At 33.8% G+C, this 23041-nt stretch carries 24 protein-coding genes, 2 pseudogenes and 1 riboswitch; of the genes and pseudogenes, 17 read left to right on the forward strand and 9 right to left on the reverse strand.

Annotated features, from left to right (window positions below; translation table 11 throughout):
* Positions 1-50 precede the first annotated feature (50 nt).
* The gene (efp, locus tag HS129_01050; GenBank protein ID MBE7410644.1) at positions 51-617 is read right to left on the reverse strand and encodes an elongation factor P; all 567 of its coding nucleotides are present in this window, start codon (positions 615-617) and stop codon (positions 51-53) included.
* Positions 618-687: 70 nt separating this feature from the next.
* On the opposite strand from efp, the gene HS129_01055 reads away from it, so the two are divergent.
* The 4 genes from HS129_01055 (at position 688) to HS129_01070 (ending at position 4390) form a co-directional block, all read left to right on the forward strand.
* Complete coding sequence (locus tag HS129_01055) at positions 688-1791, forward strand: KamA family radical SAM protein (protein MBE7410645.1); 1104 nt, start codon at positions 688-690, stop codon at positions 1789-1791.
* An 88-nt stretch (positions 1792-1879) separates the two neighbouring features.
* Positions 1880-2086 carry a hypothetical protein gene (locus HS129_01060; GenBank protein ID MBE7410646.1) on the forward strand — a complete coding sequence of 69 codons (207 nt, stop codon included), beginning with the start codon at positions 1880-1882 and terminating at the stop codon, positions 2084-2086.
* Positions 2079-2885 carry a hypothetical protein gene (locus HS129_01065; protein ID MBE7410647.1) on the forward strand — a complete coding sequence of 269 codons (807 nt, stop codon included), beginning with the start codon at positions 2079-2081 and terminating at the stop codon, positions 2883-2885. Before HS129_01060 ends, HS129_01065 begins: the two co-directional genes overlap by 8 nt.
* Positions 2886-2983: 98 nt before the next feature.
* Positions 2984-4390 carry a GAF domain-containing protein gene (locus HS129_01070; protein MBE7410648.1) on the forward strand — a complete coding sequence of 469 codons (1407 nt, stop codon included), beginning with the start codon at positions 2984-2986 and terminating at the stop codon, positions 4388-4390.
* A 10-nt stretch (positions 4391-4400) separates the two neighbouring features.
* Here the strand turns inward: HS129_01070 and HS129_01075 are convergent, their stop codons facing one another.
* The 6 genes from HS129_01075 to HS129_01100 form a co-directional block, all read right to left on the reverse strand.
* Positions 4401-5993, reverse strand: coding sequence for a DUF2339 domain-containing protein (locus tag HS129_01075; protein ID MBE7410649.1), 1593 nt, complete (start codon positions 5991-5993; stop codon positions 4401-4403).
* Between the two features lie 114 nt (positions 5994-6107).
* On the reverse strand, positions 6108-6590 hold the full coding sequence (locus tag HS129_01080) for a DUF456 domain-containing protein (protein ID MBE7410650.1): 483 nt from the start codon (positions 6588-6590) through the stop codon (positions 6108-6110).
* Positions 6591-6717: 127 nt separating this feature from the next.
* On the reverse strand, positions 6718-8070 hold the full coding sequence (locus tag HS129_01085) for a DUF1566 domain-containing protein (GenBank protein MBE7410651.1): 1353 nt from the start codon (positions 8068-8070) through the stop codon (positions 6718-6720).
* 239 nt (positions 8071-8309) lie between these two features.
* Positions 8310-8855: a dTDP-4-dehydrorhamnose 3,5-epimerase gene (gene rfbC, locus HS129_01090; protein ID MBE7410652.1), complete on the reverse strand. Its 546-nt coding sequence runs from the start codon at positions 8853-8855 to the stop codon at positions 8310-8312.
* Positions 8845-9714 (reverse strand): glucose-1-phosphate thymidylyltransferase RfbA, encoded by an 870-nt coding sequence (gene rfbA / locus HS129_01095; protein ID MBE7410653.1) that lies wholly within the window; start codon positions 9712-9714, stop codon positions 8845-8847. The genes rfbC and rfbA overlap by 11 nt, the downstream gene beginning before the upstream one ends.
* Complete coding sequence (locus tag HS129_01100; GenBank protein ID MBE7410654.1) at positions 9714-10562, reverse strand: thiosulfate sulfurtransferase; 849 nt, start codon at positions 10560-10562, stop codon at positions 9714-9716. Before HS129_01100 ends, rfbA begins: the two co-directional genes overlap by 1 nt.
* Before the next feature lie 99 nt (positions 10563-10661).
* On the opposite strand from HS129_01100, the gene HS129_01105 reads away from it, so the two are divergent.
* From HS129_01105 to HS129_01140, 8 genes are all read left to right on the forward strand, one after another.
* Positions 10662-11435 carry a hypothetical protein gene (locus HS129_01105; protein MBE7410655.1) on the forward strand — a complete coding sequence of 258 codons (774 nt, stop codon included), beginning with the start codon at positions 10662-10664 and terminating at the stop codon, positions 11433-11435.
* A gap of 22 nt (positions 11436-11457) precedes the next feature.
* Complete coding sequence (locus tag HS129_01110) at positions 11458-12189, forward strand: hypothetical protein (protein MBE7410656.1); 732 nt, start codon at positions 11458-11460, stop codon at positions 12187-12189.
* The gene (locus tag HS129_01115) at positions 12173-13534 is read left to right on the forward strand and encodes a serine protease (protein MBE7410657.1); all 1362 of its coding nucleotides are present in this window, start codon (positions 12173-12175) and stop codon (positions 13532-13534) included. The genes HS129_01110 and HS129_01115 overlap by 17 nt, the downstream gene beginning before the upstream one ends.
* Complete coding sequence (locus HS129_01120; protein MBE7410658.1) at positions 13531-14892, forward strand: hypothetical protein; 1362 nt, start codon at positions 13531-13533, stop codon at positions 14890-14892. Before HS129_01115 ends, HS129_01120 begins: the two co-directional genes overlap by 4 nt.
* A gap of 10 nt (positions 14893-14902) precedes the next feature.
* Positions 14903-15790: a response regulator gene (locus tag HS129_01125; GenBank protein ID MBE7410659.1), complete on the forward strand. Its 888-nt coding sequence runs from the start codon at positions 14903-14905 to the stop codon at positions 15788-15790.
* A 23-nt stretch (positions 15791-15813) separates the two neighbouring features.
* Positions 15814-16200 (forward strand): ribonuclease HI family protein, encoded by a 387-nt coding sequence (locus HS129_01130; protein MBE7410660.1) that lies wholly within the window; start codon positions 15814-15816, stop codon positions 16198-16200.
* Positions 16201-16274: 74 nt separating this feature from the next.
* A complete protein-coding gene (locus HS129_01135) occupies positions 16275-16538 on the forward strand; it encodes a hypothetical protein (protein ID MBE7410661.1) in 264 nt (87 codons plus the stop codon).
* A 645-nt stretch (positions 16539-17183) separates the two neighbouring features.
* Complete coding sequence (locus HS129_01140; protein MBE7410662.1) at positions 17184-17336, forward strand: hypothetical protein; 153 nt, start codon at positions 17184-17186, stop codon at positions 17334-17336.
* A gap of 230 nt (positions 17337-17566) precedes the next feature.
* Here HS129_01140 and HS129_01145 read toward each other — a convergent pair whose 3' ends face one another.
* A complete protein-coding gene (locus HS129_01145) occupies positions 17567-18574 on the reverse strand; it encodes a hypothetical protein (protein ID MBE7410663.1) in 1008 nt (335 codons plus the stop codon).
* Between the two features lie 143 nt (positions 18575-18717).
* Positions 18718-18890: riboswitch (cobalamin riboswitch) on the forward strand.
* A gap of 140 nt (positions 18891-19030) precedes the next feature.
* On the opposite strand from HS129_01145, the gene HS129_01150 reads away from it, so the two are divergent.
* Positions 19031-19636 (forward strand): hypothetical protein, encoded by a 606-nt coding sequence (locus HS129_01150; GenBank protein ID MBE7410664.1) that lies wholly within the window; start codon positions 19031-19033, stop codon positions 19634-19636.
* On the forward strand, positions 19587-20498 hold the full coding sequence (locus HS129_01155; protein ID MBE7410665.1) for an LIC_13355 family lipoprotein: 912 nt from the start codon (positions 19587-19589) through the stop codon (positions 20496-20498). Before HS129_01150 ends, HS129_01155 begins: the two co-directional genes overlap by 50 nt.
* Here HS129_01155 and HS129_01160 read toward each other — a convergent pair whose 3' ends face one another.
* Complete coding sequence (locus HS129_01160) at positions 20499-21164, reverse strand: lytic transglycosylase domain-containing protein (protein ID MBE7410666.1); 666 nt, start codon at positions 21162-21164, stop codon at positions 20499-20501.
* Between the two features lie 286 nt (positions 21165-21450).
* Between HS129_01160 and HS129_01165 the strand changes: the two are divergent.
* From HS129_01165 to HS129_01175, 3 genes and pseudogenes are all read left to right on the forward strand, one after another.
* Positions 21451-22153: pseudogene (locus tag HS129_01165) on the forward strand (N-6 DNA methylase).
* 26 nt (positions 22154-22179) lie between these two features.
* Positions 22180-22335 carry a GIY-YIG nuclease family protein gene (locus HS129_01170; GenBank protein MBE7410667.1) on the forward strand — a complete coding sequence of 52 codons (156 nt, stop codon included), beginning with the start codon at positions 22180-22182 and terminating at the stop codon, positions 22333-22335.
* Between the two features lie 139 nt (positions 22336-22474).
* Positions 22475-22741 (forward strand): annotated as a pseudogene (locus HS129_01175) (DEAD/DEAH box helicase family protein).
* Positions 22742-23041: the final 300 nt, after the last annotated feature.

The raw sequence follows: 23041 nt of genomic DNA on the forward strand, positions 1-23041 counted from the left end.
TAGGAAGAGGGTATTTTTGAGTTTGCGGGTTTTTTGTACCCGCAAAAAATTTATTTATTTACTCGTTCGACGTAGCTCAAGTCTCTAAGATCGACTTTAATTACATCCCCTTGCTTCACAAAAATCGGTACTAAAATCTCGCCACCTGTTTCAAGTGTGACTCTTTTCAGCGCTGTACCTGAAGTGTCTCCTTTTAGTCCTTCTTCTGCATAAGTGATTTCTAAGACTGCAAAGTTAGGTGGAGTTACTCCGATTGGCTTTCCTTCATAAAAAGAAACTTCTACTTGAGTTTCTTCTTTCATGAATGGGAGAATGTCTTCAACGTATTCTATGGGGATGTGGATTTGCTCGTAATCGTTTACATCCATAAATACAATGCTGTCGCCTTCTTTGTAACAATAGGTCATATTTCTTTTTTCTAGTTCTACGCTTTCGAGTTTTTCAGCAGCTTTGAATGTTCTTTCAATCGAAGAGCCTTTGATTATACTTTTTAGTTTTGTCCTGATAAATGCGCTTCCCTTTCCGGGGTTTACGAATTCACTTTTGATAACCGAGTACAAATCATTTTCTACTTTTAAAACCATCCCTTTGCGAACTTCTGTAATTCCGAGTGTCATTAAATTTTTCCGTTAATTATTTGTTGTTTAGAATAGGACTTTTTTAGTTAAAGTCATTGTCAAGAGAATTATGGGAAATCTCCCTAAGCATAGGAAAGAAGAGTCTTTAGAAAATTGGTCTGACTGGAAGTGGCAGTTACAGAACAGGATTCGAACCTTGGATGATTTGGAAAAATGGGTTAGCCTTTCCAATGAAGAAAAAAAAATCTTTTCCAAAGCCAAAGAGAACTTTGATTTTGCGGTAAGCCCGTACTATCTGTCTTTGGTTCAGCCTAAAAATAAAAATTGTCCAATACGAAAACAAATTATTCCAAATAAGGGAGAATTGCTCCGAGAAAAATTTGAAACAGAAGACCCCTTAGGTGAAGAGGCTCATTCACCCGTGAAAGGAGTGACCCACAGGTATCCAGATAGAGCTTTATGGTATCTTTCTCACAACTGCCCTGTATATTGCAGATTTTGCACAAGAAAAAGAAAGGTCTCCAAATCTACTCAAACTCCGGGCTTTTCCGATTGGGATTGTGCACTACAGTATTTCAGAAAAGAAAAAAAAATCAGAGAAGTGATTCTTTCAGGTGGAGATCCGTTATCGCTTTCGGATAACCAGCTAAACTATATTTTAGAAAAGTTAAAATCTATTTCCCATATCAACCAAGTTCGAATACATACCAGATACCCGGTGACTCTTCCCATGAGAATCAACGATGCGTTATGCGACATTCTATCAAAATATTTCCCTTTATTTATCGTGACTCATTTCAATCATAAAAATGAATGCACTGAAAGCTCTCGCCTCGCTGTTAAAAATCTAATAACAAAGGGACACGCTACGGTTTTAAATCAAAGCGTACTATTAAAGGGAGTCAACGATTCAGAAAAATCTTTAGTTGAATTATTGTATACTTTGACGGGTATGGGGATAAAGCCATACTACCTTCATCAATGCGACGAGGTATTTGGTTCTTCTCATTTTAAAGTTCCTATTTCCAAGGGGCAAAAACTTATGAAAAAGATCAGAGGGTATGTGAGCGGAATATCTGTTCCTGTTTATACTGCCGACTTGACAGGAGGGGGAGGGAAGATTCCAATTCCTACAAATTATTTAGTAAACGAGGATAAAGAATTCTATATTTTCTCGAATTATAGGGGTAAGAAATATAAGATAAAAAAATAATATTTTTTAAAATATATTAATGAATTGACTAAAGAATTCGACCTCGTATTGTAGAGGAGAAAGAGTAAATTTTTTTGGGAGATTTTGTATGTGGTTAAAATTGGGGGACACCGAAATTATCAATTTAGACTATGTCTCAACTATAAAGAAAAATCAAAAAACTCCTTCTATAGAAATCATCTACCACGATCTGAACAATATAAAATCTCTTCCATTTTCAAATACTGAAGACAGGGACAAAGCCTTCCAAGCTATTATGGAAAATCTTTCTCGGATGCGGCTTTTTTTTGAATGAGATGGAAAATCAAACAATACTTCCAATCTACGGTATTGCAGAAGAGCTTGAGAATATTCAATCCTCTAAACCGTTTCAAATTATTTTTTATGGATCTAGAGAAAGAGGAGACTATTCAGAAATTTCAGACTATAATTTTTATTTGATTGCCTCATCTGTTGACCAGTTGAGAAGCGAATTTATCCAATCAATTAATAAATCTTTGAATTTGCTTGAATCTATTTCTACTGTGAGTTTAATTTCTACCGACCCTGAATCATTTAGAACTCGTATAAAATTATTTGAACCGTGTGCGATTCACATTGCAGAAACCGGAAGAGTTTTTTTTGGATCGGGAGAGTTTGGAGCCATACACAAAGATTGGATTTTTCAGAAGGCTAATTGTTCTATTGATTTCGGAAAATTATTGAGTTTTATGAAAAATAGATTAGCTTTCTTTTTGAGGCTAACCTCTAAAAATCCAAAAGAAGAGATCACCCGGTTGGAGAGAGTCATTGCCTACCATATTCAGATTTGGTGCATGGAAAAAATTCCGGATATTTCTGTAGAAGAGTTAATCACCTTAGATATTCCATCCAGAATAAAACCTCTGATTGAGAATTTGTATGCAAAAGAAATGGACGAAGATATAGAAAATCTATTGGCACTTTATACTCAAATCTATGGGTTAAAAAGAATAGTAAGATTTTCCATGCAAGACTCAGGTATGAATATTAAGGGATTGAATAAACTATCTATCGCATTAAAAGAGCTTAAAGCAGTTCCAAGGTTTCAGGATAAAATCCACCGACAGAATTGAACTTTACGAATAGTTCAGGTAGGAAATTTTTTTTTTTGGATTTTATTCATCATAAATATTTTGCCGATACTTGAAATAAGGAAATAAAAAATCAGATAATGTCTGAAGATAAAAAAGAACAGGTAGTTTTCCATTACGGACGCAGAAAAACTGACCTCGCCCCGGGATTTTTGGTAAAGGAGGGCGGGAAATATTATGTCAAAGCCGGACATTTAGTCGATTTAAACAACCAGCTAAAAAAGCTGTCCATGCTCATGGATGTATCCAGATCCATAATGGCCGAAATAGATTTGGATTCGCTTTTGAAATTAATTATTCAAAATGTAACTAAAGTGATGAGTGCAGACAGGTCCACTTTGTTTTTGGTAGATAAAAAAACAGGAGAGCTTTGGTCAAAAGTTGCCCAAGGTGCATCAGTCATTCGTCTCCAAACTGGTGAGGGAATCGTTGGACATGTAGCGAAAACCGGAGAGACCGCAAATATTTCAGATGCGTACCTGGATAATAGATTCAACCAAGACTTTGACAAGAGATCGGGGTATAGAACAAAGACTATTTTGTGTATGGCTATAAAAAATCCGAAAGGAGAAATTATCGGAGCCATACAGGTATTAAATAAGTTAGACGAAACCCTATTCTCACATGAAGACGAAGACCTTCTCGGTGCGTTTAGCTCTCTTGCTGGGATTTCTTTGGAGAACGCAAGGGCGTATGAGGAACTGGAGCAAGAAAAAAATTCTCTTGAAATCAAAGTCCAAGAAAGAACAAAAGATTTAGACCTCGCAAAGAAAAAATCGGAAGAATTACTTTTGAATATTTTACCTTTGCAGGTTGCAGAAGAGCTGAAGCAAAACGGAAAAGCAAATCCGAAAAGGTTTGAGTTTGTTACTGTACTCTTTACTGATTTCAAGGGATTTACAAAAGTTGCAGAAAAGTTAGACCCTGAGTCTTTAGTATCTGAATTGGATAAATGTTTTTTCTATTTCGACGAAGTTATGGAAAGATTTCACCTTGAGAAAATCAAAACTATTGGAGACAGTTATATGTGTGCCGGTGGGATTCCAAAAAAGAATAGAACAAATCCGGTAGATGCGATTCTTGCTGCCTTAGAAATCAGAAATTTTATGAATCAGATGAAAGAAATCAAAGAGGCAATAGGTGAGCCTTTTTGGGAGTTGAGGATTGGCGTGCATACGGGACCTGTAGTTTCAGGTGTGGTAGGAAAGGTAAAATTTGCTTATGATATTTGGGGAGATACTGTAAACACTGCGAGTAGAATGGAGTCGAGTGGAGAGACTGGAAAAATCAATATATCTGAATCAACCTACAATCACGTAAAAGATTTCTTTGTATGCTCTTATCGAGGGAAGGTTTCCGCAAAGAACAAGGGTGAAATCAACATGTATTTTGTAGATGGAATCCAAAAAGAATTGTCTGTTGACGGAAAAGGAGAAATTCCAAATTCACTATTTAAAGAGAAACACAAACTACTTGGGTTGAAATAAATATATATTATTAACTTTTCTTATCTTCTTCTGTTTCTGACCATTTTTGGTTTACAAAAGCAATTAGTAGAATTATAAAACCGAGAGATAGTAAAAAGATCGCTTTATATAGAGTTGACTCACCCGATAGATCAGAAAAAATAACTTTCAAAGAAGTCCCGACTAAAACAATAGAGCCAAATATTCGAAATACGGTATTTTTTGTGTATGACCCCCATAAAAATATGACTAAAGAATACAATATCCAAGAAAATGAAATTGCCGATCCCTTTTCCAAGAATTTTAATTCGTAGGCAAACCAAGTGTTTTCGATTTGGATTGTCAACAACCCTCCAACAATAATATGTGAAACAATTGCAAAAATTAAGGAAAAGTCGTTTGGTGGCATTTTTGCAATTCTAATTTTTTGAGATTGGGTATTTCGATTTAATCTGTCAAGAGACAGGGAGATAGAAAAACCCAAAGTTGCAATAGCTATCCATACCAATCCTCCCAGGTTCAAAAAAGGAATATATCTTAATCCAAACCATTCCACCCATTCTACGTTCCAAGCATTCAAATACCAGTATATAGAAATGATAGCATACACTGCCATACTTAAAATTATCCCTAATTCTTCTTTGAGGTAATAACTGACAAGATAAAAAACGGAAACTATAAAAGTCCAAATAAAAGCATTGATTACAAAATTCATTCCTTTTGTTGTGAAAAGTTTCCCAAGGTCATTTCCGGAAATAGCGATAAGTGCAAGCCCGATGATAAAGTAGAGCAAAGCAGGAAGTTTTGAACTCGTATTTTTAAAATAGAAAAAAACAGAGGTACCCAAAAATACAAAACCTGTCGTAATAAGAGGAATAGAGTATGAAACATGAATAGACTTAAAAATAAAAATTGACCAAAAAGTAAAACTCAAACCGTTTAAAATACCCAAATACAAATTAGCAATATCTAATCTTTCTTTTTTAAAAGTTGTAAAAATCACCCCTGCCATATAAACAAAAAAGAAAGAAGACAGGTAGAAAAAAGGCTCTCCCCAGCTTTCCGGTTTAAAGAATTTATAATACGTTGTATATACTACTAAGGTTGCAAAGAAAGAAATGAATTTCATTTCTAACCAAATCTTAGTAGAGCTTAAATACATGGCTACAATGTTTAAAATTAAAACAAAACAAAATAATAGAAAAATTTGGCTTGGCTCTGCGTGAATGATAATTGGTGTCAGTAAACCTCCGATCAAACTTATATTGGACAACACTCTCAAATCGAATTTGAATCCAGTGAATAGGATGATTGAAGATAGAGTAATCATTGAGATCAATAGAGTGTTGACCGACCATTGAATTTTAGAAGAAAAGCTGGAATATGCAAATGTAGCGTATAAAAATCCGGCTCCAAGTCCGGCAATAATTTCCCCAATCGTTTCCTTTTTTTTTTGATAAAGCGTAAAGCCAAAAAATAATCCGGAGACCCCAAGTACAAACCCAAGTGCAATTTTTGCTTCTTCAGGAATCCATCCTTCTTCAAATCCGATTTTTAAAATTGTTAAGAATGCCAAGAATATGAAAAGTACTCCGATTAGCCCTATCCAGTTTTTTTTAAGCATAAAAGTTCCCTGTTGCAAGATTTGATTTATAATTTTTATAATACATAAGATAAAGGATTTCTATAAGTGAAAGTAATTTTTAGAATTTATGAAAAAATTATTTACTAACTGAGCTTAACTGAATTGAAGATTATTTATAAACCAAAAAGCTATAATCAAACACCAAATTAGTTTTAACCCGGTAGACAACAAAAACCCAATAAATGAGTAAAATGCAATTTTAAAGGCATTTTGAAAATCTTCTTTATTTGCAATTAATTCACCCATTAATGCACCTAAAAATGGACCAAGGATTATTCCCCATTGACCAAAAAAAATACCTACAATCGCGCCAATTAGTGCTCCTCTTTCTCCAAATTTTGTTCCACCTTTATTTTTTACTGCTAGGCTTGGTAAGATATAGTCAAAAATAGAAAGTAATAGAGTTACGATAGCAGTTATGATTAAAAAGTTGTTACTAAATTGGATATAGTTTGTAAATGTTGCTATAAATAATCCAGCCCATGCGATAGATGGGCCGGGCAATACAGGTAAAAAACTACCAAAAATTCCAACGAATATTAGTAGTCCTGATACAATAATAAGGAATATATCCATTGAGGTTAATAATTAGAACTTTTATTTTTTTAGTTGTTTGTGTCAAAGAGAAAAACTGTCCACTATAATAGACCAATACGACATAAACCAGTGACTTAAGAAAAGTCCAGCACTTAAACACAAACTGTTAGGGTCCAGAAACACAACGAACATAGAGGTTAGAACTTTTACTGAAGGGGATCGAGCTGCCATCATCGAAGTTGACGAGCCAAGCATTGGCAGTAACAGTCGACGTAGTAGAACTCCAATAATCGTCACTGGAAGCTGTATTTGGGAAATAACTTACGTCTATAACAGGACTAGTTGATTTATTTGTATCCACTATGGTTTTAAATTCATTTACATTCGGTAACCTCCAGAATTTACCAGCTAAACTTAGTCCGGTGCAAGTGCTAATTGCATCAGTCCAGGTCTTTTTAATTCCAACACCACTACAATCTAAGCCACTCTGTCCGATACTACACTTCTGCCAGACAAGTCCTGTTGCATTATCTTTGATCGTACCATCTCCATTATCTGTAAAGTTACTCGTATAATTTTTAGTTGGTCCAGAAACACAACGGACCGAATAGGTAGTAGTCTTAGCGGTTCCACTCACAGCACCACCAGTAAATTGGATGTTCCATGCTTGACTTGTATTAACCGCGTGCACACTAGAACTCCAATAATAGCCAGCAGCTGTATTTGGAAAATAACTTACCTCTATAGAAGGGTTATCTTTACTATAATCAGGTAGTGTTTCTAACTCTTGTCTAGTCGGCAGTCTCCAAGTCTTACCTGCAAGACTTAGACCGCTACAAGTGCTGATTGCCGTGTCCCAGTCATTTGAATTTATAGTACCACCGCTACAGTCTGATCCGGTTTGACCGACGCTACACTTCTGCCAGATTAGTCCTGTTGCGTTATCTTTAACCGTCCCATCTCCATTGTCAGTGTAACTCCGACTTACACCAGTTTGACTTTCTCCATCATCGCCAACTGCGTATGAAATCTGTTGCCCTGTTTTTAAAGGCAGGTAGCTAAATATTCCAGTCAAGACTTCACTACTTGTCATCCCTGATCTCACCGCAATTGCCTTGATAGTCTTGCCTGCTAGTGACCAGATATTTTCTAGTGCGCTTGAATATATAGTAGAGTTCGATGTTGGATTTGTTCCATCTGTGCTAAAGTGGATTGTAGCTCCGGGCGTGGTAGTAGAAATTTCTATATTGGACAAAGTAGTTTTATTCCCGCTAGAAGGATTAAATCTAGGAGTGGCTACAATTCCTAAATAAGGTATGAGTCCGCAAAACGGAGAATCATCCATAAGAATATGCTTTATGATATTTGTATTTCTATAAGCCTCTGACTCAGGGTCACACGGGCTATTTAATTTTTGATCCTGACAATTAAACAGGTAAAAAAATATTCCAAAAAATAAAAAGAGATTCGAGGCTTTTTTGAGGTATTCTCTTAAAAATTTCATTTGTTCAAGTTTCAATGCGATACTCCAATGCAATTTTACCATATTATACTACATTAGCATTAGTTATCAACTAAATATTTTAGTATGCTGAAATTCCTCTTAAAAATAGAAAGAAAAAAAATCATATTTTTTATCTATATTTAACATTTTATCTTTTGATGATAACAATGCCTCTAATTTTGGAAAAATAAAAAAAGAATTAGAAATGCAAGGTAAAATAATTGGCCCTATGGATTTATTATTATCCGCAAAAGCTAAAAAATATTTAACGATTCTTTCAATCTCGGTAGCTTATTGTCTTTTTCGGAAAGAATTGGTTTTTCGATTTTCCAGTCGATAGAAAGCTCCGGATCATTCCAGATAATTCCTCCCTCGCTTTCTACGTTGTAGAAATTATCCACCTTATATAAAAATTCTGTATTTGGCTCTAAAACTAGATATCCGTGAGCAAATCCGGGGGGTACCAACAGGGTTAAAAAATTTTCTTCTGACAACTCTATTCCAAACCATTTTTTAAAAGTTGGAGATTTTTGACGAAGGTCAACTACTACATCCAATACAGAGCCTTTTATTACTCTTACTAATTTTGTTTGGGCGTAAGGTGGCTTTTGATAGTGAAGACCTCGAAGTACTCCAGCTTCATTGGATTTCGCGTGGTTGTCTTGAACGAAAGAATAGTTTATTCCTTTGTCTTGGAATTTTACAGTACTGTAGCTTTCATAAAAAAAGCCTCTATCGTCTTTAAATACTCTCGGCTCTATGATATACAGGTCTTGGAATTCGGTAGGATTAATTTTCATTGGCTATTCTCATCAGATATTGCCCGTAACCGCTTGTTTTTAGAGGCTCTGCAATTTGTAAAAGTTTTTCTTTGGAGATATAATTTTTCTTGAATGCTATCTCTTCTATACAGCCAATTTTTAACCCTTGTCTTTTTTCGATTACTTCTATAAAATTGGATGCTTGCAAAAGTGAGTCATGGGTTCCGGTGTCAAGCCAAGCAGTTCCTCTTCCAAGTAGCTGGACTTTTAGTTCATTTTTACTTAAATACACTTTGTTCAAATCTGTAATTTCCAATTCTCCCCTATCGGATGGTTTTAGTGATTTTGCGATTTTGCAGACATTTTTATCATAAAAATACAATCCGGGCACTGCATAGTTTGACTTTGGAGTTTTAGGTTTTTCTTCTATTCCAATTACTTTTTTATTTTTATCAAACTCCACTACACCGTATCTTTCCGGGTCGTTTACGTAGTATCCAAAAACCAAACCTCCATCTTGAAGTTTAGAGGAATGTGTCAACATCTCCTGCAAACCGTGCCCAAAAAAAATATTGTCTCCAAGAATCAAACAAGAAGTATCATCGCCCAAAAAATCTTCTCCTATGATGAAGGCTTCTGCAAGACCATTAGGCGAAGGTTGGATTGTGTAGGAGATTTCTATTCCAAGTTCTTTTCCATCTCCGAGTAAAGACTGAAACAGAGGGCGGTCTTGTGGGGTAGAGATGATTAGAATTTCTCTTATCCCTGCGAGTAAGAGTGTTGATAGAGGATAGTAGATCATCGGCTTATCGTAAACAGGCATTAGCTGCTTACTCACGACTTTTGTAGATGGGTAAAGTCGTGTACCTGAACCACCTGCAAGTATAATCCCTTTCACTATTTCCCTCTGGCAATCCCACCTACGCGAGGGAGAGTGACTTCTTTGTTTTCAGTTTTATAGATAGATACAGCTTGTTTTGGTAGAGAAGATTTTCTCCATTCAAACCAAGAGCCTTGGTAGGTATGAACATCTTGGTAGCCGCATTCTTTGAGCATGAGCGCAATTAGGCAAGACCTGGCACCATTATAGTCATAGATTACAGTCGTTCTTTCCGGCATGAATGGAAATCCTAAAAGTCTTTTATTGAATGTAAACTTATCGATTACCATTCCCTCTGAATCATAAAGGCTCGTCCAATCCCACAGAAAAGATCCGGGTAGCCTTCCGCATAACGTCCCTTGTTCGGGGCTGACAAGTCGTGGAATCTGACCTTCGTATTCTGCTTGTGTTCTGGTATCAAAGATTTGCAGCTTAGTAAGATTTTTTTCCATGAAACTCTTATCTACAACTCCTTGGATTGTTTTTGCCTTTTCGTTTACTTCAGGGTCGATGATTTTTGTTCCTTTTTCTTTGACTCCGGCGACGGGCCATTTTTTGGCTAAGATGTAGGTCTCTTTAAATCCTACTCCCCTTAAAAAAAGAACCATTCTTGCTGCGTGCATCCCCATCCCTTCATCAAAAACAATGATTCGTGTCTTTTTCTCTTCACTCACTAAATTTAAAATATATTTTAGAGGGCAAAATATCTTTTTTTGAGACTCCGGATCGGATCCAAACGCTTTTTTTATAAAGGGAAAATGGTAAGCTCCCTTAATTGTTTCTTCTTCATAAGCCTGTAGGCTTCTGCAATCTATTATAAAATCAGATGACTCTATTTCGGGTTTTAAAAAATTCCAATCGGACAAAACTTTTTCCTTTCTTTAAATTACTCGCAAATTTCTAATGCTAGTGTCAGGTATTTATTACCCGTATTTTTATGTTATTTTTTTTTGAAAAAATTTACTATGAGACATAAGAAATTTTACTACAGTTATATTTTTTTTCTTATATGGATATTTATTTTTATAGATTCTTGTAAAACTCATATAGAAAGCGAGAAATTGTTTGAAGAAGATTCAGTTGAAGTTCAGATTCAACCAGAGTGGATTTTGAAAAATTTGAATTTAGTCTTATATCAAAAAATTCAAAATCCTATTCAATTTCGTCTTATTGCCATTTTGTACAGAGCGTCATATTCAAAAAAATCAAATATACTTAGAGTTTCATTTCACCCGATTTGGAAAAAAGTCTTTCGCGTCGGCGGGAAGGATTTACCTCATACAGCAAGGATTCTGGATCGAATAGATACGTTTTTGGTATCTGTTTCCCTGAACGAAAAAAATGAGCCAAGTTTTTATTCTGTCTATCTAGAAACTGAAAAAAAGATAGTTCAATACGACAAAAATAAATACCCGCTTTTTTCACTCGATAAATTTTTGGGTGAATCGATTCCTTTGACAATTCATATAACCCTTGATTCAGAAAAAGGATTTCAATACCCGGGATTTCGACAAGAAAGATATTCCAATCTACCTTTGAAAATTCAAACACGCACTGTAAGTGAAGGAAAAATTGTAGTTGGACTTAGAGAGTTGGCGGTCGATGAGCCAAACAGCTCTCTCCCTTTGGGGTATTTTACAAAGGATGTTTGGAGCGAATACTATATGGACTCTTTTTTTCAGACTGCAAAAATTTACAAATTTGAAATTTCTAAAAATAGCCCGTTACTTTGGCCATAGCAAAATCCGATAATAGAAATGTATGCAAAAAAGATTGTTATTTTTTTGTGGGATTTTCTTTTTTTTTATTCAAGAAATTATTTCCATAGATTCTAATTTTAAGAAATTTATCGAATTGATTCAATCTAAAAATTCTTTCTTAGGAAATAATGAAAATTTATTTCAGAATAAACAAATCCAAGTTCCAAAGAATTGTCAATTTCGTTTACAAAAGAAGATCGAAACCGCAAATTATTTTTATTTAGATTGTGGAGATAGACAGTATAGGAATTTTTTATATTTTGGACAATACGAAAATCAAGGGGAGATTATTTCGTTCCAATTTACAAAAAATGAAAAAATTGGAACAAGAGAATATTCAATTGTAACAAAATTGCAAATTCAAAAAAATCCCGAAAAGCAAATTTCAAAAAACTCGAACTTATATTCTTTTATTCAAGGTGTAATAAAAAAAGATTCATTGTTATTGGAAAACCTAAAAAATCAATATATCTATTTTGATAAAGATTGCCCTTTGGAATTTGCGTACAAAGATTCTGACTTTCACTGGGAAAAAATAGATATGTACAATTTTAGAATATCTTGTTTGGAGCCGGAAAATAGTTTTGTGGTCTCATTAAAAATGATGAAAGATAGAGGTGAGTTTATTGGAAAACAATTATTGAAACAAGGTAAGCTGATTCATGTGAGGTTAAAATTTGATAGTATCTCCGATTTGGGAATACATTGGAAAAACTTTGAAACCATTCCTTAAAAATATTGTATCGCAATTTTTTTTCTATTTTGTTGTGTTTGGAATTTTTTTAGGCGAAGCGTGGGCAATAGAAATTTCAAGTTCACTTGTTCAAATTGAGTCATTACAAAAAATGAATAATAATATACACTTAAAGAAAGGTGTTGGTTTTGTTATCGATAAAAATCGGATATTGACCAATCTGCATACAGTGAAAGACTCAGACAAAATTTCTATCAAAGGTTTAGGTGAAAAAAAATATCTTTCTGCAAGAATTGAATTTTCAGGGTATGATTGTGATCTCGCAATTTTAAAAACTTCTGATGAGAAATTCTTTTATGGAAAGAAAAAAATAGAAACCAACTTTAACTCTGAAATTTCTACAGGCTTAGTGGAGATCATCGGTATTGAAGAAAACCTTTTAAAAAAATATTCTGGTCAAGTACAAGGAGTTCGATTTGAAAGTTATGGTTACTTTGGTATTGATTTTCATAAAATTATTGAGACAGGATTTGAAATAAAAGAAGGTTTTTCCGGTTCTCCCGCATTTATAGAAAATCAATTTGTAGGAGTTGCATTTCAGACTTCAAAAATGAAGTCCAGAATTATCCATAGAGACGTAGTCGCCCATTTTCTAAAAGATATTGAAGACGGAGTGTACGACGGGTTTGTTGAGTTAGGTTTTCGCTTTCAAATAAGGGCTTCTCAAAATACGAAAAATTATTTTCGTATACCAAAAAACCAGACAGGTGTATTTATTACTTCTACAGTGAAAACTTCGGGTTTTGAAAAATTTCTTCAACCAAAAGATTTTCTTTCAGAAATAGATGGAGTTCCAGTTAGCGATGAGGGTTTGTTGAATTCAAGAGCTATCTTGGAAATTTTTGAAAAGAAGTATGTGGGAGACTTAATCAAACTTCGTTATTTCAGAAACGGAAAATCAATACAAAAAATTCATAAATTGCAAAAGCCATATATTTTTGATTTTTATAGAGATAGAGAAAAAGTTCAGATCCATTGCAATGGAATAGAGTTAAGAGAAATGGGCAGGGACACAATTGATTTATACAGAGAAGATTTCGCAAGTTCTTTGGCGTATTACTATCTGTACCGAATTCAAGACAGTTTGGAAAACTTTTCCGATACAAAGGATTTTGTTTTCACGAATATTTCGACTGGTTTTAAAAGGAAAGAAAGAGATGAATACGAGAATGGAATTATAGAGTCTATAAATTCTGTTGTTCCTGAAAATTATCACAATATCGAAAAAATTTGCAAGGACAAAAAAAATCAATTTATTCAGATAAAGTTCATAGGAATAAACCTTCCGATGGTGTTAAAAAATCCTAATTTTGCTAACCCATGAAACTTCTATTTCAAATTGTAATCTGTATTTTAATTGAAATATCGCCTAACGTATATGCAAAAGAATTACCGGAAGAATTGGAAGTTTCTGTATATTACAGAAATTTTTCTCACCAAAACTCATGGGAAAAATCTTTTTTAAAACAAGAGAAGGCTCATGCAATTCAAATAAATCGCAACCAGTTTTTGGTAATTGCATCGCAAAACAGCCACGTTGAATATGCTGAAATTCTGTCCGATTCAGGAAAATCCAATACTAAGCTGCAATTAATTGCCTTTGACCCAGATACAGGGCTTTCTCTTTTTGATTCAAGTCCATTTGTCGTTTCTTCAAAAATATTTCAATTAGATCAATTTGATTTTGATATATGCAAAAAAAAAATGAAAGAAGATTTTACGAGCTATGGTGAATCTGAATTTTTTTTTAAAGGGTATTCATCTAAAGGCTTTGTAAGAGACAAAGAAAATACAATTTTGTATAAATATAAAAACTACAATTGTGGAATACAATTTGGCTCTAAACTTTTCGATTTGGAGTATTTGCGAGAATTTTACAAAAAGAAAAAAAAAGGAAGAATTTTTTTTCATCCGGGTTTTTTGGTAAAGTTTAATTTGTCAGAAGATGAAAAAGAATTTTACTTTGGAAAAAAATTAGACGGGGTTGTAGTCGAGAAAATATACCCTGGTTTTGGTCCTATTGGATTATTGCAGCCGCAAGATGCAGTTATAGAAGTCAATGGGGTCACTCTGCAAGGCAATCCAATAGAAAAGAAAAGAAAATTTTTTCAGTCAATATTGTATTCAAATAAAAAATTCAGAAAAAAAGACGAGCCTGTGAATTTAACTATTCGCAGAAATAAAAAAACAATTACACAAAAGTATTTCTTAAAACATTATTCGGATGAAAACTTTTTAATTCCTGAAAAATTTGAAAATGAGAAAAGACTATTTTTTATAGAAGGGGGTTTGGTTTTTTCAGAACTTAGCGGTGCTTACTTGAAAGAATCAGGAAAGGACTATCGAAGAAAATCTCACAAAAAATTATTGTATATTTACGAATTCTATAAATACAAATCTCACCCGTTTAGAAAAAGAATCGTAATTGTCAATCGTATTTTACCGGATGATTTTAATATAAATATGAGAAACTTAGAAGACGAAATGGTTCAAAAGGCAAACGGAGAAAATGTTATTTCTCTAACTCACCTTTTTGCCATTTTTCAAAGGGCGAAAAGTGAAATTTTATTAGAATTTTCAAATGGTGAATTTTTTGTTTTTAACAAAGAAGAGATTTTTTTAGTGAATGAAAACATCAAAAAACTTTACTCTTTGAATCACTTGAGTAATATTGTAGAATGAGATAAAAGTTATGAAATTGAATTTGTTAATTGTTGAAGACCATGAACCTATTAGAGAATTGTTTCAAGCCTTTCTTGGAGAAAAGCACAATTTAGAATTTGCTTCCACCGGTACGGAGGGACTTCAATTGGCTTCTGAAAAAAATTATGATCTTATCATTTCTGATTTGAATTTACCTGAGTTAGAAGGGTTGGAAATGATGCAAAAACTTCGAGAAAAGGATATAAATACTCCATTTGTAGTTATAACCGGACACAATACAATGAAAAATGAGTTAGAATCATTTCGGCTTGGTGCATTGGATTTCTTAGTAAAACCTTTTGGTTTTGATGCAATATCAGCAATCTTAGAAAAATTTCAGAAGAATTTTTTTATAACTGAGAAAAAAAAATTAATGGGGTACCATTATTTACAATCAAGAAAAAGCTCGTTTATTTTGAATTCAGTTATGAGCGAAATCCAAAACTATGTAAAAATTATACTTAATGAAGTAGAGAACTTGCCGAGCGTGTCTAAAAATGATATTTTAGTTTTGAAGGTTATTCTATTTGAACTTCTTGCTAATGCAATAGAGCATGGAAATGCAGGGATCGGGTATGATGAAAAGCATGAGCTTATGAAAAAAGAAGAAATAGAGTATATGAATTATATTGACTCTATCTGTGCTAAAAGTAATAAAAAAGTAAAAGTAGAAATTTGTTACTCTTCGGCTGAAGTTGAAGTAAGCATAGAAGATGAAGGAGATGGATTCGATGTAGAATCTGTCCCTGATCCTAGATTAGACCCGATGAAAAATCTTCTTTCCGGAAGAGGAATTTTTATTACAAGACTAAATATTGATAGCCTTACCTATAATTCCAAAGGAAATAAAGTTAAGGCAATTAGAAAATTAAAGTAAAAATATTTTAGAAGGCTAATGAATTGATAACCATATACTGTGATGGAGCTTCAAAAGGAAACCCGGGACCGGCATCCATTGGAGTTAGTATAAAATCAGGAGATACAGAAATTTTCTCTATTTCTAAATCGATTGGAATAAAAACCAATAATGAAGCAGAGTGGAAGTCTTTAATAGCCGGATTAGAAAAGGTTATAGAATTAGGCGAAAAAAAAATCAGCGTCTTTATGGACTCAGAGCTTGTTGTGCGTCAGGTGAGTGGAATCTATAAAACTAAAAAACCTCACTTGAAAAAGATGAAAGATATCGTAGATAACTTGATCATAAAATTCGATTCGTTTCAAATTCAACATATTCTTAGAGAAAAAAATTTCAGAGCCGATGAACTCGCAAACCTTGCATTAAAATGAAAAGTCTTGTTGTTCTGTGTTTTATACTATTCAATTTTTTTTGCTCAGATAAATTACAATCCGATATCCAGAAATTGATTGAAGATAAAAATTATATTGCCCTTGCTATACTGTGCTCAGAAATTCAGGAAAATGTTTTTGAAAAAGAGTGTAGCCTCGGAATGAAAAAATCTGAAGAGGAAATATCGGATATCGTAAATGGACTAAAGGATTTGCCATTTTCCAAAGTTCATGTAGAGCAAAATAAAAGAAAATTAATCGAAGTGTTGTTCAAAAAAAATACTCATCTTCAAATTAAATATTCACAGATTTGGAAAGAGTCAGTCTATGAAAATTGACTAAGGATTTTTTATGCAAAAATGTGGGAACTCCAATTCAGAGGCCTGATGTCTGAGGTCTGATGGCCGAAATAGTGGAGGTAAAAATCTTTTTTAAATAGGTTTTATTTTTAGGTGAGTTTTTAATTTTGCACGTTTAATGTAAATTTGTACTTTTCGTGTAAAAATGTGGGAACTCCACTTTTTCCAGTAAAGGGCATGTTTTATGCCAATTGTTCACCTTTTATGAATGTGGAACTTATTACGCTTATTTAGGGAATTTCAAGAGATTACGAACTTTTAATACAGATTTGGGACTTTTTCTGTAAAAGTTGAAAAATTTCTTCAGAAAATCGCAAAAATTTTATTTTATCGTGATATTATTTTAATGTAAATCAAGATTAATAAGAAATAGTATGGGAAAAACTGTTTCAGAGTTGTTATTCCTAATTTTATATTAGGAGAATAACTATGAATCCAGAAAAATTTAGCGAACCCAATCGAGTCTTATTCCCAGATAGTATATCATTTTACCTGAGGACTGAAACTATTTCGTCAGAGGATTACTTAAATGAATTGTTGTGAGAAATAAAGAATGTTTTGCTGTGGAAGACTTTGAGAAGTTGGATTGTGTTAAGACGGTGTATCAGGAAGAAGGAGCAAAATTTGCTAAAGAAAAACTTTCGTCCTGAGAATGCAGATTGGATTGAATTAGCGATGAGAATCATTGCTCAATGGCTTGGCATTTCAAGAACAGCTCAGATGATTCTTCTTTTGTTGCTTGACTTGAGATGGGAACATAATCATGATTTGCTTTAAGTTCTATGACTTTTTGAGTTCCACCCATCGTTTTTTCTATTTTTTGTAAATAGGTCGTTTACCTTTATAAGCAAAAGTTATACATGAGAACAATAGGCTGATTTGACATAAGATGCGGAAATAAAAAAAAAGCAAAACTAAAAAACTAAAAAACAAAAGAAGGCAGAAAATTACTATAGTGGAGCTATGCCTTAAAGAAACAAATGAAAAACTATTAGTAGGGGAGTTGATTAAAGCGATCTTTCCCTTTGAAGTCTTTCTGAAAGAAATTTGGTAAATTTTTCCATTCCACAGAAGTTTAAGTGGGTGAAGTCTGCAAAATCTTCTGAACTAAAGAAATTTTTTGGGACAGTTAATAATTCTATATTAGAGAATCTTTTTAATGCGTTAAGCGATACCTGTATAGGAGAATTTTTTAATTTTGATCCAATCTTTTCTTCTGCAAAAGGTGAAAATTGTAAATAGATTAAAAAGATTTTTTTATCTCTATTTTCGACAGCGATCTTTTCCCAGGATATTAAAGCCTCTTTTCTTAAATTTAGAAATGCAGATTCGACTCCTGCTGGAAGACCGGGTGGAGATTTTTTAGGGATACAAATATTTTGAGACTTTGAAAAATTTCCCCATTCCCAATAAAATTCAGACTGAATAAATAAATTCTTTAAAAAAATATTTTTTTGAAAATTATTCTCCCATTCGGAAAAAATTGGAGCCTCAACAGTATCTTTTAATTTTTTATCGAGAGTTCTGCTTTTTACAATTTCCATTTCTTTGGATAAATTTGAATTTAATTTTAGGAGTGGAAATCCTTGTAAGAAAAAATAATAACAATAACCAGAAATATTTTTGAAATAAAACTTACCCATATCAAAATCTTTTAAAGGCTCAGTTGAAAATGGACTGAAATTTTGAAAAAGAGATTTATGAGACTCTGAAATTAAATTTTTTGATGTAGTTACGGGAGAAATATTTAAAACTAAATACTTAAAATCAAACGTTTTACGAAACTCTCTTGTAAGAATAAGCATTCCTTCAGGTTGTTCAGATGGTCTCGGATAATAGAAAAAATGAAAATCCTTTTTTAATTTTTGTAATTCTTTTTTAAGATGAGTCGGGCTTATTCCACTCGTAATTTGACTATCGCCCAGAATAAGTAAGTCAATATTTTTTTTAGGAATTTTTCTTTTAGAAATTTCACTCCAAATAAAAGAAGTTCTTTCGACATAAACAGTAAGCAAATTTTCTAAAAATAATGAAATAGCATAATAAGAAAAAATAAAAAAAAGGAATACGATACCTTTTCGTTTTATAAATGAATAAATCAAATTACTATTCAATTTATATTATTTTTCAAATAAGTCAAATAGAATTATACAAATAGATTTGACAATTTTTTGATGAGGAAAAGTTTGGAATTGTCCGAATGGAGGAAGTTGGGTGAGCCGTTAGGCAACTCCCTCGCTGTCCCGCAACTGTAATCTATGCAATAATTTTCCTTTATTGAAAATTTTATGCATAGTAAGCCAGATACTCCTCTTTACAGGAATATTTCTCGTGGAATGGGGATATTTCAGTATTGATTTCTTTTTAAGATATTTAGGTCTGTGAATTATTAATATCAGATTATAAATGTAAAAAGAAATTTTTGTAAAGTTGATCCTTTCTCCTCGGATACAAATTATTTGGAGAAAAAAATGAAAAACCTTTTTAAGAGCTTCACACTCTTACTGTTTATTTTGATTTCACTGATTTTTTCAGGATGCCAAAACAGTAATGAAAATTATAAAAATCAAGCTGATACAAATGCGTTAGCCGGAATCCTTGGAGTTATTGCCGAGAAATCTAAGCTATTAGAATTGAACGGAAAATGGCAAGCAAATACTGGTAGTGGAACATCGACTGCAAGTCTTACAACCATTTCTGCTGTGAAAGGAAGCACAGGTGCTTGGATTGATGATTCATCTTCTTTCGGTGGATATAACATGTGTGTGATTATTGTAGATTTTGATAACACTACAAAAACTATGATTACCCAAAACCCTGAAAAGCAGGGAAATTGTCCGAATGGATTTTCAGATTCCAATAAAGGGAAATTCAATAAAATTGTTTGGACAACAGGTTCAAATCCGAATCAATTTTATTTTTGTTCGGTTACTTACGGGCAGGCTACCAGAGCATTGGCAGAGGCTGTCACAGACAATTCTGTGAAAACAAATCCTTCTGTAACCGGTTGTTGTTCAGGACAAACTTGTGCAACTGCAACCAACTCTTGGTCTAAACTGGACAGAGTGGCTCCGTAAAATGCAAACCATGCAATTGAATTTTAGAGTATTGCAATTATTTAAGAGAGTAATTATTTTAGCTATATTTCTATTATTCAATTGCACTCCAGAAAAATCTTCTGCAAAAACTAACTCGGCTATTTTGTTGTTGGCAATACTTGGTGGGTCGATGAATTCGGTTGCACTTCCACCGGAGGATGCCGCAGACAACGTAGTATCTGCACCCAACCACACAGGTGACGGATTTTACGATAAAAATAAAGCAATAAATGGTGTACGCGGCAGTGGGTGTTGTTCTGGCTCTACAGATGTATATTCTTTAAGTGCAACCGGAATTGGAGCAAGTATTGTTTTAGAATGGAAAAACAAAAAAATAGTGAATGGTGCTGGAATTGATTTAATTGTATTTGAAAATCCTTTTAATATCAATGGAAACTCCAGTGCAAGGTTTATGGAGCCTCTGATTGTAGAAGTTTCAAGGGATAATATAAAGTATTGCGGTTTTTTTCCAAACTACACTCATACCAATGAAACAGTATATTCCAATGATCCGTCTAAATGGTTAAACTTTGCAGGAAAAACTCCAGTGTTGTACAACGAGGATACAAATAAAATTGCTGGAAATGATATTTACGATCTCTCAAAATCAGGTGGAGACGGATTTGATTTAGATAATTTAAGCTCCGATAATTCTTTTTCAATAGGATGCAGCACAACTGTTGTAAATGATATTTTACAAAATGGATTTTACTATATTAGGCTTACAAGTGCTACAGACAGAGTCAACCCTGATTCTGGTGTAAAATTTCCAAAAGACTCCGGCGCATTCGATGGATCGGATATCGACGGAGTTTTTGCGAGATATAGGTCTTTGAGATAATTATCTTGAAAGCCTAAACAATGTAGCTTGATAGGCATTTCCCTCAGTGTTCAATGCTAAACTTTTTTCTTCCATTTTACCGTTTTCTTGATTTTGTATCTCACGGTAAATAGTGACAATTTTTCTGTAATAGGATTCGATAAGAATTCCTCTCTTTACAGCTCCTGGCCCGGCGTTGTATGCAAGACAAACCAATCTTAAATCTTGAAACTCATTCATTAGTAGGTTCAAATATTCTACTCCAGAAGGAATATTTTCTTTTGCCAGAAAAATTGCATTTTCATCGTGCTTTTTTCCAGATTTATTTTTGATCCATTTGTAGGTGGTAGGCATTAGCTGCATATAACCTTTTGCATTTTTGTATGAAACTGCCTTTCTTTTAAAAACAGATTCGGTTTGAATTAGCGCAGTCAAAAATGCAGCTTTATTGATTGGTTTGCCGTCAATTTTGAGGTGAGCCGGAATTTCTAATTTTTTAGATTCTTGTAAAATAGTTTTTGCAAGCTCTGATTCCTCTTCTTTGATTATTCTGGTATTTTTAGAGGCTATATACCCTTTTAGCTCATTTTCCTTCAAGGATGAAGTAGTTGTTAAAATTGGATGTAATTGAAAGGCTCCAGCGAATAAAATCAGGATGCTTCCAGAAAATTTTAGTCTTTTCTTCAATTCATTCTCCTCTTTATTGTGCGTTGCACTATAAATTCAATACCATTTTTTTGTGCATTGCACTAATGTAAACTAAAAATTTTCTTTTTTTCTTTGTTTGCGAAAAATATTCGCTAAATTTAACGTTAATTGAAGCATCACACTAGACTTTTTGGTTGAAAAAAATGATATGGTAGATAAAACAATTTCTTAATCCCGCCCCCAAGACACCCGACATCCATGCCAGACAAAGAGAAGGAAAGAAAAAATGAAAGAGGAAATAAATGTTTGAACAGACTTTAAGAATATAGACGAAATTTTGTACAAAGACGCAGACTACTCCAGTGAACTAGATTATGTAGAACAAACTTCATGGATATTGTTTTTGAAATATTTGGACGACTTGGAGAAAGACCGAACAACAGCACCGAACAAACAGGCAAGAGTCTTGCCCTGAGCGGTGCCAAAGGGACACGCCCATTATTGACAAAGATTACCGACAGTTTAGGCAACGCCCCTTCGACAGGCTCAGGAGCTGAGTGCCAAATCGAAAATGGTGAATAGTGAGCTTGTCGAACCAGACCATCACAACGCCCTGACAGGCGACGGACCTCACCGACTTTGTTAACAACAAGCTCTTTCCATATTTTAAAAAGTTTAAACAAAGTGCAGAAAGCCCAGAAACAATAGAATACAAAATAGATGAAATATTTAACGAACTGAAAAACAAGATTCTAAGCGGTTACAACCTGCGGGAAGTATTAAACCTTGTGGATGAACTTCGTTTTCAATCAAAGACAGACTAACATGAAATGAGCCACTTATATGAAGCCAAAATTCCGAACATGAGAAATGCTGGTCGTAATGGAGGCGAATACTGCACGTCAAGGTCTCTTATCAAGACTATCGTAAAAGTTGTGGTACCGAGAATAGGGCTAAAAATCTATGATGGTGCTTGTGGCAGTGCAGGTTTCTTATGCGAAGCATTTAATTACTTAAAAAACAGTCCCCTGAGCTTGTCGAAGCATACGGATATATGTATATTCTTCAATGTGCAGATGGAAGTTTTTATACTGGAAGCACGAAGGAATTAAATTTAAGAATTGAACGACATAAGAACGGAGAAGGTGCAAATTTTACAGCAGAGAATTCACCAGTCAAGTTAGTTTACTATGAAATATTACTTTGGTGAATATCCAGCCGACTATTTTGATTTTATGACGCTATTGCAAAAACCACTTTCAGGGCTTTTTACAACGCTATAAAATGGTGATTTTATTGGCTTTTTGAACAATTGCTTTTTCAAAATACGACTTTTTGCGGGTACGCCTTTTCTAATTATTGACGAGTGCTACAGGGGTGGTGCCAACGACGAAGGCAACTGGCGTGGAATTCTTGAATACTTTTCTCCTGCCGTTCAATTAGGTTTAACCGCTGCACCAAACCGAAAAGACAATGTTGCTACCTACCGTTACTTCGGAGAGCCGGTCTATGTGTATTCCTAAGGCATCACTGACGGGTTTCTAACGCCTTACAAAGTAAAAAGGGTTCAAACAACATTGGACAAATATATCTATGTTTCTGATGATACCATCATTTATTGCTTTCCAAAGATTTCTGTATGCTAAAAAGTTGTTTAATAATAAAGGCCGCCTTACGTCCTGTACTTCGGCGGAAGAGTGAGCGGGTTAAGATATGGCTTATTGTAAAAATGGCACAGTTCATAGTCTATCAGCGTGTCGTTAGTTTGGGCTAGCCCTCCCCTAAATCTGTTGGAACTCCCCCTAAAACTGTTGGAACTCCCCCTAAAACTGTTGGAACTCCACCTAAAACTGTTGGAACTCCACTTAAAATTCAGGTGGCATTATATTTAGATTGTATTTTTGTGAATAAAAAAT

The sequence above is a fragment of the Leptospiraceae bacterium genome (assembly GCA_015075105.1).
Lineage (GTDB): Bacteria > Spirochaetota > Leptospiria > Leptospirales > Leptospiraceae > JABWCC01.

Excerpts from the sequence above, each read along its gene's own strand:
- efp (MBE7410644.1), bottom strand. The coding sequence starts at position 617 with ATGACACTCGGAATTACAGAAGTTCGCAAAGGGATGGTTTTAAAAGTA.
- HS129_01055 (MBE7410645.1), top strand. The coding sequence starts at position 688 with ATGGGAAATCTCCCTAAGCATAGGAAAGAAGAGTCTTTAGAAAATTGG.
- HS129_01060 (MBE7410646.1), top strand. The coding sequence starts at position 1,880 with ATGTGGTTAAAATTGGGGGACACCGAAATTATCAATTTAGACTATGTC.
- HS129_01070 (MBE7410648.1), top strand. The coding sequence starts at position 2,984 with ATGTCTGAAGATAAAAAAGAACAGGTAGTTTTCCATTACGGACGCAGA.
- HS129_01075 (MBE7410649.1), bottom strand. The coding sequence starts at position 5,993 with ATGCTTAAAAAAAACTGGATAGGGCTAATCGGAGTACTTTTCATATTC.
- HS129_01080 (MBE7410650.1), bottom strand. The coding sequence starts at position 6,590 with ATGGATATATTCCTTATTATTGTATCAGGACTACTAATATTCGTTGGA.
- rfbC (MBE7410652.1), bottom strand. The coding sequence starts at position 8,855 with ATGAAAATTAATCCTACCGAATTCCAAGACCTGTATATCATAGAGCCG.
- HS129_01105 (MBE7410655.1), top strand. The coding sequence starts at position 10,662 with ATGAGACATAAGAAATTTTACTACAGTTATATTTTTTTTCTTATATGG.
- HS129_01110 (MBE7410656.1), top strand. The coding sequence starts at position 11,458 with ATGCAAAAAAGATTGTTATTTTTTTGTGGGATTTTCTTTTTTTTTATT.
- HS129_01120 (MBE7410658.1), top strand. The coding sequence starts at position 13,531 with ATGAAACTTCTATTTCAAATTGTAATCTGTATTTTAATTGAAATATCG.
- HS129_01125 (MBE7410659.1), top strand. The coding sequence starts at position 14,903 with ATGAAATTGAATTTGTTAATTGTTGAAGACCATGAACCTATTAGAGAA.
- HS129_01150 (MBE7410664.1), top strand. The coding sequence starts at position 19,031 with ATGAAAAACCTTTTTAAGAGCTTCACACTCTTACTGTTTATTTTGATT.
- HS129_01170 (MBE7410667.1), top strand. The coding sequence starts at position 22,180 with ATGTATATTCTTCAATGTGCAGATGGAAGTTTTTATACTGGAAGCACG.